The 11751-nt window shown below is 70.0% G+C and carries 10 protein-coding genes; 2 read left to right on the forward strand and 8 right to left on the reverse strand.

Annotated features, from left to right (window positions below; genetic code table 11):
* Nucleotides 1-68: 68 nt before the first annotated feature.
* The 8 genes from JM664_RS04270 to JM664_RS04305 all read right to left on the reverse strand — a co-directional run bounded on the left by JM664_RS04270 (nucleotide 69) and on the right by JM664_RS04305 (nucleotide 10126).
* Nucleotides 69-1787 carry a cation:proton antiporter gene (locus tag JM664_RS04270; protein ID WP_227418667.1) on the reverse strand — a complete coding sequence of 573 codons (1719 nt, stop codon included), beginning with the start codon at nucleotides 1785-1787 and terminating at the stop codon, nucleotides 69-71.
* Between the two features lie 127 nt (nucleotides 1788-1914).
* On the reverse strand, nucleotides 1915-2955 hold the full coding sequence (locus JM664_RS04275; protein ID WP_227418668.1) for a TRAP transporter substrate-binding protein: 1041 nt from the start codon (nucleotides 2953-2955) through the stop codon (nucleotides 1915-1917).
* Nucleotides 2956-2978: 23 nt separating this feature from the next.
* Nucleotides 2979-4301 carry a TRAP transporter large permease gene (locus JM664_RS04280; protein ID WP_227418669.1) on the reverse strand — a complete coding sequence of 441 codons (1323 nt, stop codon included), beginning with the start codon at nucleotides 4299-4301 and terminating at the stop codon, nucleotides 2979-2981.
* Nucleotides 4298-4819, reverse strand: a complete 522-nt coding sequence (locus JM664_RS04285; protein WP_406675766.1) for a TRAP transporter small permease subunit — start codon at nucleotides 4817-4819, stop codon at nucleotides 4298-4300. Before JM664_RS04285 ends, JM664_RS04280 begins: the two co-directional genes overlap by 4 nt.
* Before the next feature lie 196 nt (nucleotides 4820-5015).
* Nucleotides 5016-6164, reverse strand: a complete 1149-nt coding sequence (locus JM664_RS04290) for an iron-containing alcohol dehydrogenase (RefSeq protein ID WP_227418670.1) — start codon at nucleotides 6162-6164, stop codon at nucleotides 5016-5018.
* Nucleotides 6161-7540, reverse strand: coding sequence for an aldehyde dehydrogenase family protein (locus tag JM664_RS04295; RefSeq protein ID WP_227418671.1), 1380 nt, complete (start codon nucleotides 7538-7540; stop codon nucleotides 6161-6163). The genes JM664_RS04290 and JM664_RS04295 overlap by 4 nt, the downstream gene beginning before the upstream one ends.
* Before the next feature lie 140 nt (nucleotides 7541-7680).
* Nucleotides 7681-9045 (reverse strand): glutamine synthetase family protein, encoded by a 1365-nt coding sequence (locus tag JM664_RS04300; RefSeq protein WP_227418672.1) that lies wholly within the window; start codon nucleotides 9043-9045, stop codon nucleotides 7681-7683.
* A gap of 61 nt (nucleotides 9046-9106) precedes the next feature.
* Nucleotides 9107-10126 carry an NAD(P)/FAD-dependent oxidoreductase gene (locus tag JM664_RS04305; RefSeq protein ID WP_227418673.1) on the reverse strand — a complete coding sequence of 340 codons (1020 nt, stop codon included), beginning with the start codon at nucleotides 10124-10126 and terminating at the stop codon, nucleotides 9107-9109.
* Between the two features lie 52 nt (nucleotides 10127-10178).
* Here JM664_RS04305 and mnmD point away from each other — a divergent pair, with 52 nt between their 5' ends.
* Together mnmD and JM664_RS04315 are read left to right on the forward strand one after the other, a co-directional pair.
* Nucleotides 10179-10847, forward strand: a complete 669-nt coding sequence (gene mnmD / locus JM664_RS04310; protein WP_227418674.1) for a tRNA (5-methylaminomethyl-2-thiouridine)(34)-methyltransferase MnmD — start codon at nucleotides 10179-10181, stop codon at nucleotides 10845-10847.
* A 35-nt stretch (nucleotides 10848-10882) separates the two neighbouring features.
* Nucleotides 10883-11725 carry a DMT family transporter gene (locus JM664_RS04315; RefSeq protein WP_227418789.1) on the forward strand — a complete coding sequence of 281 codons (843 nt, stop codon included), beginning with the start codon at nucleotides 10883-10885 and terminating at the stop codon, nucleotides 11723-11725.
* Nucleotides 11726-11751: the final 26 nt, after the last annotated feature.

Raw genomic sequence — 11751 nt, forward strand, 5'->3', positions numbered from 1 at the left:
AGTTGACGCCGCGCTGCCGGCTCTGCGAGGCAAGTCGTGACGCGCCCGCACACCGCGGGGGACCGTTCTCAGGCATCGAGCGGCTCCTCCGAAGCGATCTCGGGGATGTCGGTCCGCTTTGGCCGCTCGCCGCCGGTCAGGATGTCCGCCGCGCGGTCTGCCGCGTCCTGGAAAGGCTCGAGCACGACATCGGCGCCGGCGTCGTGCAGCTCGTCTGTATCGCTTCGCGAGTGCGAGGTGACGGCGATGCGGCCCCGGTAGCCGCCTGCGCGCGTCAGCTGGATCAGCGTGTTGCGGGCGTCGGCATGGCTCAGGCCCGACGGGTGCACCGGCACGGTCGAGACGATCCAGCGCGCGTGTGCCAGCGGCAGCGACGCAATGAACTCGGGATCGGTCGCGTCGCCGTATTCGGTATCGATCGCGAGCTGGCGGCAGCGCCGCACCGCGACCGGGTTGAAGTCGATGCCGAGCACGCGGACGCCCTTGTCCCTGAGCCTGACGCCCACGGCGGTGCCGAAGCGCCCGAGGCCGAAGATCAGCACGTCGTAGCTGGCGAAGGCGGGCGCGCCGCCATCTTCGGCCTCGCGCGGCGTCCCCGTGCGCTCGAAGACGCCCAGCACCGGCTCGAAGAGCGCGTAGAGGCGGTTCGAGTAGGTGATCATGTAGGTGGAGGCGGCGATGGTCACGAGCCCGACCAGCGTCACAAGGCCCAGCGCCTCGGGCGGGACGTGGCCGAGCGCCACGCCCATGGCGATGAAGATCAGGGAGAACTCGCTGATCTGCGCTACCGTCAGGCCGGCGAGGAAGCCGGTCCGCTTGCGATAGCCCAGCGCTCCCATGATCGCCAGCACGATCAGCGGGTTGCCGATCAGCACGAACGCCGAGAAGACCGCGGCGGCGGTGACGTGGCTGCCGAGCAGCGACAGGTCCAGCGTCGCGCCGAGCGCGATGAAGAAGAAGAGAAGCAGGAAGTCCCGGAGCGGCGCCAGTCGCGCCGCGATCGTTTCGCGGAACGGCGTCGAGGCGAGCGAGACGCCCGCCAGAAGGCCGCCCACCTCCTTGCCAAGGCCGACGAGGTCGCCGATGGCTGCGAACAGCGCCGCCTGCGCGATGGCGAAGATCACGAGGAGCTCCGACGCCTGCGCCAGCTTCTCGGTCAGCGGCGTCGCGACGTAGCGCACGAAGAGAATCACCAGCGCGACCAGCGCGACCCCGGACAGAAGCACCATCACGACGCCACCCGCGCCCTCCGCCTCGGCGCCGATGCCGACGGCCGAGAGCACGATCATGGCGAGAACCACGACGAGATCCTGCACGATCAGGAAGCCCAGCGCGATCTGCCCGTGCAGCGCGTCGATCTCGCGCTTGTCCGACAGCAGCTTGACGATGATGATCGTGCTCGAGAACGTCAGGGCGACCGCGACGTAGAGGCTGGTGACGTGGCCCAGCCCCAGCGCCAACCCGATCAGGTAACCGAAGACCGAGGTGAAGGCGACCTGCCCCAGCCCGGTCAGCAGCGACACCGGCCCCAGCGAGCGTATCAGCTTCACGTCGAGCTTGATGCCCACGAGGAACAGCAGGAGCGCAATCCCCAGCTCCGACAGCAGGTCGATCTGCTCGTCCGAGCGCACGAGGTCGAGTCCGGACGGCCCAGCCAGCAGGCCGACCGCGATGAAGCTCACGATCAGCGGCTGGCGCAGCATCAGGCCTACGAAGCCGATGCCCGAGGCCAGCACCAGCAGCGCCGCGACCTCTGCAAAGGCGGAATGGCTGATGATGTCGGTCAACGATCGTTTTCCGTGGTGGCTTCAGGTGGCCTTTAACCGACACAGCATCTCCCGCGTGGCCTGCCGATGAGACCGACTGTCGCGGGGGGCCGGAGGCAGTCGGGGCGGCGGATGCCGCCCCTGTCGCTCACCCGGCGGTATAGCGGTAGGGCCGTCCCGCCTGCTGCATCGTCTCGTTGTAGTCCTTGAGGATCTGCACGACGCGTGCCTTGACCTCGGATTCCGCCGCTATCTCGTCCCAGAACTCGCGGGCGGCTCGCTCGACCTGGTCCCACTCGTCGTCGGGGATCGAAGTCAGCTCCATCTTCTCGCCGCGCACGCGCAGCGCGGCCTCGCCGCCCCAGTACCACCATTGGCGGTAGTAGTGCGAGCTGTCGAAGGTGATCCGGAGCAGCTCTTGCAAGTTCTCCGGCAGTTCGTTCCAACGGTCCATGTTGGCAAAGAACGAGCCCGCCCAGGCGCCCGAGATGTTGTTGGTGAGGAAGTAGTTCGTCACGTCCGCCCAGCCGACGGTGTAGTCCTCGGTGATCCCGGACCAGGCGACGCCGTCGAGCTCGCCGGTCTGGACCGCCACCTCGATGTCCTCCCACGGCAGCGTCACCGGCACCACGCCGAACTGAGCGAGGAACCGCCCGGCAGTCGGGAAGGTGAAGACGCGCTTGCCCTGCAGGTCCGCCAGGCTGCGGATCGGCTCCTTGGTGGCGAAGTGGCAGGGATCCCAGGCGCCAGCCGAGATGTGCTTCACGCCAACCTTCGAGTACTCCTCGTCCCATATCTCGGCGAGACCGTACTGGTTGAAGAGCACCGGCACGTCGAGCGAGTAGCGCGAGGCAAAAGGGAAGTAGCCGCCGAACACCGTCACCTCGGTCGGCGACTGCATCGAGTCGTCGTCCGACTGCACCGCGTCGATCGTGCCGCGCTGCATCGAGCGGAAGAGCTCGGACGTCGGCACCAGCTGGTCGGCATAGTAGAGCTCGATCTGCATCTGGTCGCCGGCGATCCGGTTGAAGCTGTCAATCGCGGGCTTGATGACATGCTCGGCCAGCGCGGGCCCGGCGTAGGTCTGCATCCGCCAGGTGATCGGGCTCTGACCGTGGACGGCGGGTGCGGCGAGCGCCCCGGTGCCGACCGCGGCCGCGCCGGTCAGGAACTTGCGTCTGTTGGTCATCTTCTTACCTCCTCCTTCTTGATTCAGTTGCCGTAGACGTAGCCAGGCAGCCACAGGGCGATCTCGGGGAACATCATGACGATGGCGAGCGCCATGGCCATCACCGCCACGAAGGGCACGATCGAACGATAGATGTCGCCGAGCCGGATCTCGGGCGGGGCCATCGCGCGCATCAGGAAGAGGTTGTAGCCGAAGGGCGGCGTCATGTAGGCGATCTGCGTCGTGATGGTGTAGAGCACGCCGTACCAGATGAGGTCGAAGCCCATCGCGCCGACCAGCGGCACGTAGAGCGGCGCCACGATGACCAGCATCGCGGTGTCGTCGAGGAACGTGCCCATGACGATGAAGCTGAGCTGCATCAGGATCAGGATGCCCCAGGGGCCGAGGCCGAGGGTCTCGGTGAAGAGCCCCTCGATGGCGCGGACCGCGCCGAGGCCGTCGAAGACCGCGCCGAACGACAGGGCCGCGGCGATGATCCACATGAACATGCAGGTGATGGCGAGGGTCTGGCGCACCGAGGTCTCGAACACCGCGCGGGTCATGCGGCCCTTGAGGACGGCGGCGAGGAAGGCGGTGACGGCGCCGATGGCGGAGGATTCGACGAGGCTGGTCCAGCCGTTCACGAACGGCACCATCATGGCGAAGAAGATGACGAGCGGCAGGAGGCCCGCGCGCAGCAGCCGCAGCCTTTCGGGCCAGCCGACGTCGCGTTCCGCCTCCGCGAGGGGCGGTCCGAGATGCGGCTGCAGGCGGCAGCGGAGCGCGATGTAGACGACGAAGAGCGCCGCCATCGTCAGCCCCGGGATGACGCCGGCGAGCCAGAGCTGCCCCACCGGCTGACGGGCGATCATGGCGTAGAGCACCAACACCACCGAGGGCGGGACGAGGATCCCGAGCGACGACCCTGCCTGGATCACGCCCGTCACCATGCGCTTGTCGTAGCCGCGGCGGAGCAGCTCTGGCAGGGCGATGGTGGCGCCGATCGCCATGCCGGCGACGGAGAGGCCGTTCATCGCCGAGATCAGCACCATCAGCCCGATCGTGCCGATGGCGAGGCCGCCGCCGAGGCCCCCCATCCAGACGTGGAACATCCGGTAGAGGTCGTCGGCGATGCGGGACTCCGACAGCACGTAGCCCATGAAGATGAACATCGGCAGGGTCAGCAGCGGATACCATGCCATCACCTTCATCAGGCCGGAGAAGGCGAAGTCCGACCCGCCGGTGCCGTAGAGCAGGATCGCCGCGGCGCTGGCGACGAAGCCGATCGCGCCGACGACGCGCTGCCCGGTCATCAGCATGACAATCATCGACGAGAACATCAGGATCGCGATGCCCTCGTAGCTCACGACTTCTCCTCGACGTCGCGATGACCCGTCAGGCGCATGATGTCCTTGAAGAGCTCCGCCAGCGCCTGGCTCAGCATCAGCAGGATGCCGGCCATCATCACCACCTTGATCGGCCACATGTAGGGCCGCCAGGCGGTGCGGGTGCGCTCGCCGTACTCGATCGAGTAGCTGGTCGAGAGCCACCCGCCGTAGAACATCACGCCGAGATAGAAGAGCAGGAAGAGCACGGTGACGGCGTCGAACGCGGCCTTCTGCCGGTCGGACCATGCGCCGTAGAGCAGGTCCATCCGCACGTTCGAACCGAGCTGGATCGAGTAGGCGCCGCCGAGCAGGAAATACGCCATCATCGTGAACTGCGCCATCTCCAGCGTCCAGAGCGACGGCAGGAAGAAGGTCTTGGAGATCGACGACCAGGCGAGGATGCCGATCATCAGGAAGATGAGGTACATCGCGAAGCGGCCGAGGCGGTAGTTAAACGCCTCCACCCGGCGCACATAGGCCTGCATGAAGGCGGTCACGCCCGCCCCTCGGATCCCGTCATCGCGCCATATCGCCCCGTTCCCGCGCCAAGGGTCCGGCATCGCGCCGGGGCTGTCAATGCGCCTCGCCCGCGCAACGCGCGACCCGCGCCGCTGGGACCCGGGACGGCCGCACGGCCGCTCCCGGCGCCGCGGCGAGCGGCGGCCCTTGCGGCCGCTCGAGCCGCGGCGCGCCCTAGCCCGACGCCTCCACGAAGAGCTGCCGGACGTTGTCGCGCGTCAGGGCCACCGGGTTGCCGCCGCAAGAGGGGTCACGCATCGCCATCTCGGTCAGCGCGTCGAGCCGGTCGTCCGCCACCCCCATATCGCGCAGCGTCGCCGGGATGCCCAGATCCGCCCGCAGCCGCATCACGAAGTCGAAGAAGCCCTCGAAGCCGCCGCCGATCCTCAGGTAGTCCGCCGCGCGCGCCAGCCGGTCCTCGACCGCCGGCCGGTTCAGCCGCAGCACCGCCGGCATCACCACGGCGTTCAGCGTTCCGTGGTGCAGCCCGTACACCGCGCCCAGCGGGTGGCTCAGCGCATGGATGGCGCCCAGCCCCTTCTGGAACGCCACCGCGCCCATGCCGCCCGCCGCCAGCATCTGCGCCCGCGCCCCAAGGTCGCTCCCGTCGCGATAGGCGCGCGGCAGGTTCTCGGCGACCAGCCGCATCCCCTCCAGCGCGATGCCGGCGCTCATCGGGTGGAAATGCGGCGAGCAATAGGCCTCGAGGCAATGCGCGAAGGCGTCCATTCCCGTCCCCGCCGTGATCGCCGGCGGCATTCCCACCGTCAGCTCGGGATCCGCGATCACCACCTTCGGCAGCATCCGCGGATGGAAGATGATCTTCTTCTCATGCGTCGCCGCGTTCGTGATGACGCTCGCCCGGCCCACCTCGGACCCCGTTCCCGCGGTCGTCGGCACTGCGATGACCGGCGCGATGGCGTCGGCGTTCGCGCGCGTCCACCAGTCGCCGACGTCCTCGAAGTCCCAGACCGGGCGCGTCTGCCCCGCCATGAAGGCCACCGCCTTGCCGAGGTCGAGCCCCGAGCCGCCGCCGAACGCGATCACGCCGTCGTGCCCGCCGTCGCGGTAGGCCGCCACGCCCGCCTCCAGGTTCGCCTCGTTCGGGTTCGGGTCCACCTCGGCAAAGAGGGCCCGGCCGAAGCCCGCCTCGTCCAGCAGGCCCAGCGCCCTCTCAGTGACCTCGAGCGTCGCCAGAACCCGGTCCGTCACCAGCAGCGGCCGCGTGATGCCGGCCTCGGCGCATGCGCCCGCAAGCTCGGCAACGCGGCCGGCGCCGAACCGGATCTGCGTGGGATAGGACCAGGTGCCGGTCAAGGTCATGCCGTCACTCGCTTCAGGTGATATGATTTCGGCCGCGTCAGGTTGTGGAAGCCGATCACGCCCAGCGCACCGCCGCGCCCGGTCTCCTTGCACCCGGTCCAGCAGAGCGCCGGGTCGAGATAGTCTGCGCGGTTCATGAAGACGGTCCCGGTCTCCAGCCGCTCGCCCAGCGCAGCGGCGCGGTCGGTGTCGGCGGTCCAGAGCGATGCGGTCAGGCCGTAGCGGCTGTCGTTCATTAGCCGCAACGCCTCGTCGTCGCTGTCGACCGGCATGATCCCCACGACGGGGCCGAAGCTCTCGTCGCGCATCACGCTCATCTCGTGGGTCACGCCGGTCAGGATCTGCGGCGAGAGGTAGGCGCCGCCGTCGTCGGCCTGCAACCGGGGCAGGTGCGCGGTGGCGCCCGCCGCCATCGCTTCCTCGACTTGACGCCGCACCGCGTCAGCGAAGCGCCGGCTCGCCATCGGCCCCAGCGTCGTCTCCGGGTCGAGCGGATTGCCGAGCCGCAGCTTGCGCACCTCCGCCACCGCCGCCTCGACGAAGTCGTCGTAGCGCGCACGGTGGACGTAGATCCGCTCGATCCCGCAGCAGCACTGGCCTGAGTTGTACATTGCCCCGTCCATCAGCGTGACGGCCGCCGCGCCGAGGTCGGCGTCCTCCATGACATAGCCCGGGTCCTTGCCGCCGAGCTCCAGCCCCAGCGGCGTGAACGTTCCCGCCGCGGCCCGCTCGATCGCCCGGCCGCCCTCGATCGAGCCGGTGAAGTTCACGAAGTCGAACGCGCGCGCCGCGATCAGGCGCTCGGTGGTCGCGTGGTCCAGGAACACGTTGGCGAAGACGTCCTCCGGCACCCCCGCCTCGACGAAGGCGCGCACCAACCGCTCACCCGCCAGCAGAGTCTGCGTCGCGTGCTTGATCACCACTGCGTTGCCCGCGATCAGCGCAGGCGCGACCGTGTTGATCGCGGTCAAATAGGGATAATTCCAGGGCGCCACCACCAGCACCAGCCCGTGCGGCTCGCGCCGGACCTCCCGGCGAAAGCGCTCGCTGCCCTCCACCTGCATCGGCGCGAGCGCGGTGGCGGCGATGCGGCTCACGTACTCCGTTCGCTCGCGAACCCCGCCGAACTCGCCGCCGTGGCGGACGGGACGGCCCATCATCCAAGCGAGCTCCGGCACGATCTCGTCGTTCATCGCGCCGAGCCGCTCCATGCCGTTCAGCACGAGGTCGACACGCTCGTCCATCGGGCGCGCGGCCCAGCGCCTCTGCGCGGCGCGCACCCGGCGCACCAGCGCTTCGGCCGCGTCGAACGGGAGCGCCTCGCGCTCGGCGAAGACCGAACCATCCACCGGCGAGACGCACTTGAGCATGGTCATCCCGAAGCTCCTCCTTTCGTTCGACTGCGATGTCGCAAATGCCTGCCGCCCGTGCAATGGCGCCGGCGAGACCCACCGGGTCTCGCCCGCCGCGCCGAGGGCGCCTTCAGGCCCCTCCGAGGCGCGGCGCCCCCGGGCTGTCAGGCGAGCTCGAAGCCGCGCGCGATCTCCCAGTCGGTCACGGCGGCATCGAACGCCTCCTGCTCCCACTCGGCGGCGCGAACGTAGTGCTCGACCACCGCGTCCCCCATCGCCCGGCGCAGCAGCGCGGAGCCGCGCAGCGCCTCGGTCGCGGCACGCAGGGTCAGCGGAATCTCCGGCGCGTCGGCAGCGTTCTCGTAGGCATCGCCGCGCACCGGTGGCGACAGCTCCAGCCCCTCCTCCAACCCTGCGATACCTGCCGCGAGCAGCGCCGCGAGCGCGAGGTACGGGTTGAGGTCAGACCCGCCGATCCGGCACTCGATCCGCACCGACGCCGTCCCCTCGCCCACAAGCCGGAAGCCGGCCGTCCGGTTGTCCACCGACCAGACGCAGCGGGTCGGCGCGAAGGTCCCCTTGCGGAAACGCTTGTAGCTGTTGACGTAGGGCGCAAGGAACACGGTCGCCTCCGGCGCGCCGCGCAGGAGGCCGGCCAGGAACGAGCGCCCGGTGGCCGACAGCCCGTGCTCCGCCTCCGGGTCGTGAAACGCCGGAGTCCCGCCCTTCGTCAGCGACAGGTGGACGTGGCTCGCGCTGCCGACCCGGTCGGCGCGCCACTTGGGCAGGAAGCTTGCCGTCGCGCCGTTCGCCCACGCGATCTCCTTCGCCGCGTGCTTGGCGATCGTGTGGTAGTCCGCCGCCAGCAGCCCCTCGCCATAGCGCAGGTTCAGCTCGGCCTGCCCGATCTCGGCCTCGCCCTTGGTTCCCTCGACGGGGATGCCGGCGGCGACCAGGTGGTTGCGCAGCGGGCGCAGGATCCCCTCCTCCTTCGTCGTCTGGAAGATGTGGTAATCCTCGCTGTAGCCCGAGATCGGGTCCAGCTTGTGCCCGCCGCGCCGGATCTCCTCCGCCGTGCCGCGAAACAGGAAGAATTCCAGCTCCGTCGCCATGGCCGCCCCGTAGCCCAGCGCCTCGAGCCGCTCGAGCTGGCGCTTGAGCATCTGCCGCGGGCTGTGCGGCACCGGCTCGTGGGTATGGTGGTCGAGCACGTCGCAGAGCACCATCGCCGTGCCGTCGAGCCAGGGCACCAGGCGCAGGGTGTCGAGGTCCGGGCGCAGCACATAGTCGCCGTAGCCCTTGCGCCAGCTCGTGGCGGCGTAGCCCTCGACCGTGTACATCGGCAGGTCGGTCGCCAGCAGGTAGTTGCAGCAATGGCTCTCACGGTGGCCCGAGCCGAGGAAGTGCGAGACGTGGAGGCGCTTGCCCATCAGCCGGCCCTGCATGTCGACCATGCAGATCAGGACCGTATCGATCTCGCCCGCCTCGGCCGCCTTGCGCAGCCCGTCCATCGTCAGATTGGCCAACATTCTCCGTCCCCCGGCGCTTTTCCCCAAGCTCTAGCGATGGCCGCGGGCGAGCGCCACCCGCTCAGAGGCTCGCCTCGACGCGGAACGGCGTGGGGATCGCGTCACGGTTGCGGACGACGAGGTCTGCCATCAGCCGGCCAACCTCGACCGCCACGCCGAAGCCGATCTTGAATCCGCCGTTGGCGACGTAGTGGCCCGGCCGGTCTGGCCACGTGCCCAGCATCGGCGCGCGGCTTCGGGCGCGGGGGCGGATGCCTGCCCAGCGCCTGAGAACCGGCGCACCGGCGAGCGCGGGGCATATCGCGCGGGCGCGGGTAATCACCTCGTCGAGCTGCGCGTCCGGCTCGGGCGTCGTCCAGTCCCGCTCCGTCGTCGAGCCGACGCCGACGGTGGCGTCCTCGTGCGGCACGATGTAGATCCCGTCCGCCTGAACCTGCGGGAATCCGCGCGCATCGAAGCCCAGCGTCGCCGCCTGCCCCTTGATGCCCCGCCCCGCCTCGCGCGCCCTGCGGCGCGACAGGTCGGCAAGTCCGGCATGGCCGGCGGCCCAGACAACAGCGCCCTCGTCGCGGGCCTCGGGCACGATCTCCACGCCGCACCGCCGCAGCGCCTCGGCCAGGCTCAGCGTCGCCCGCGCCGGATGCAGCCGGGCCGAGAGCGTGTCGCGCACGGCAAGTCCGGTCGCAGAGGGCGCCCAGTCGTCCGCCTCCACCAGCGTCCACGCCCCGGCCTCGCCCCAGTTGCGCGCCGCCTCGCGCGCAAGCTCCCGCGCCCGCGCCACCGCATCGGCGTCGGGCAGCGGCCGCACCCGCGGCACCGGGCCATAACCGGAACGCAGGCCCGTGACGGCGTCGACCTCGGGCCAGAATGTGCGGGCGGCGACGAGCGAGCGGAGCTGGAACGCCTTGACCTCGGACCAGCGGTCCGGGCTATGCGGCGATAGCGCGCCGACGAGGCCGCCGGAGGCACCCGCCGCGACGCCCGCCGGATCGACCACGCGCACCCGCGCCCCGGCCTTCAGACAGAACCACGCCACGCTGAGGCCAAATATCCCGGCGCCCCGGACCGTCACCGTTGTCATTGCCGCCGCCCTCGCCCATTGTCCGCCGCGACACGCTTAGGACGAAACGCCGGTGACGGACCAGACTGCCGGACTGGGCTGGACCGCGGGGGGCGTCCCCGTCTCCACCCGGTTCGACGACCCCTACTTTTCGTTGGAGGACGGATTGGCCGAGGCGCGGCACGTCTTTCTGCGCGGCAACGGCCTGCCGGGCCGGTTCCGCCCGGGCTTCCGCATCGGCGAGCTCGGCTTCGGGACCGGGCTGAACGTCCTCGCCGCCTGGCGCGCCTGGCTCGACGCCGACCTCGGGGGGCCGCTCGAAGTGACGAGCTTCGAGGCATGGCCGCTGACGGCCGACGCCATGGAGACCGCACTTGCGGCCTTTCCCGAGCTGGCACCGCTCGCGTCGGAGCTGACCACGGCATGGCGCGCGGGGCGGCGCATGATCGAGACGCCGACGCTGCGGCTGACGGTGATCGTCGGCGACGCCCGCCGCACGGTGGGAGCCTGGGACGGGCAGGTGGACGCCTGGTTCCTCGACGGCTTCGCGCCCGCACGCAACCCCGAGCTCTGGGAGACCGCGCTGATGCGGGAGGTGGCACGCCACACCGCCCCCGGCGGGACCGCTGCGACCTACAGCGCGGCCGGCGCCGTGCGCAGGGCGCTAACGGAGGCGGGATTTTCCGTCGAGCGCCGCGCTGGTTTCGGACGCAAGCGGCACATGACCGTGGCGCACCTTTGAGCGCGCCCCAAAACAACCGCCTCGGTATCTGGCTGATGATATCGACGACGCTGGTCTTCTCGCTGCAGGACGCCGTGTCGCGCTATCTCGCGGGCGAGTACAACGTGTTGATGGTGGTGATGATCCGGTACTGGTTCTTCGCCGCCTTCGTCGTGACCGTGGCGTCTCGCCGCGCCGGCGGCATCCGCGCGGCCGCCGCGACGCAGATGCCCATGCTCCAGATCTCTCGCAGCCTGCTGCTGGCGGGCGAGATCTGCGTGATGATCGCGGCGTTCGTGCTGCTCGGGCTGATTGCAAGCCACGCGGTCTTCGCCTGTTACCCGCTCCTGATAACCGCGCTGGCCGGGCCGATCCTGGGCGAGCGCTCGGGCTGGCGCCGTTGGACGGCGGTGGCGGCGGGGTTCGCGGGCGTCCTGGTGATCCTGCAGCCGGGGACGGGCGCGCTGGCACCGGCGGCGGCGGTGCCGCTGCTCGCCGCGACACTGTTCGCGCTCTACGGCCTCCTGACGCGCTACGTCGGACGCCTGGACAGCGCCGCCACGTCGTTCTTCTGGACCGGCACGGTCGGCGCTGTCGCGATGACCTGCGTCGGCGTCTGGTACTGGGAGCCGATGGCCCGCGCGGACTGGATCTGGATGGCGCTGCTCTGCATCTCGGGCTCGGGCGGCCATTTCCTGCTCATCAAGACCTACGAGGTGGCCGAGGCGACCGCCGTGCAGCCGTTCGCCTACTTCCAGCTCGTCTTCGCGGCGGCGCTGGGGATCCTCGTCTTCGGCGAGACGCTGGAGCTGAACGTCGTGATCGGTGCGACGATCGTTGTCGCCGCCGGCCTCTTCACGCTGGCGCGGGCGCGCAAGGTCGCCGCCGCGGACCCCTAGCCGGGCTTGCCGGAATGCCGGCCGCT

The sequence above is a fragment of the Roseitranquillus sediminis genome (genome assembly GCF_016918935.1).
Lineage (GTDB): Bacteria > Pseudomonadota > Alphaproteobacteria > Rhodobacterales > Rhodobacteraceae > Roseitranquillus > Roseitranquillus sediminis.

Coding starts and splice junctions, on each gene's coding strand:
- JM664_RS04275 (WP_227418668.1), bottom strand. CDS start 2,955: ATGACCAACAGACGCAAGTTCCTGACCGGCGCGGCCGCGGTCGGCACC.
- JM664_RS04290 (WP_227418670.1), bottom strand. CDS start 6,164: ATGACCTTGACCGGCACCTGGTCCTATCCCACGCAGATCCGGTTCGGC.
- JM664_RS04295 (WP_227418671.1), bottom strand. CDS start 7,540: ATGACCATGCTCAAGTGCGTCTCGCCGGTGGATGGTTCGGTCTTCGCC.
- JM664_RS04300 (WP_227418672.1), bottom strand. CDS start 9,045: ATGTTGGCCAATCTGACGATGGACGGGCTGCGCAAGGCGGCCGAGGCG.
- JM664_RS04305 (WP_227418673.1), bottom strand. CDS start 10,126: ATGACAACGGTGACGGTCCGGGGCGCCGGGATATTTGGCCTCAGCGTG.
- JM664_RS04315 (WP_227418789.1), top strand. CDS start 10,883: ATGATATCGACGACGCTGGTCTTCTCGCTGCAGGACGCCGTGTCGCGC.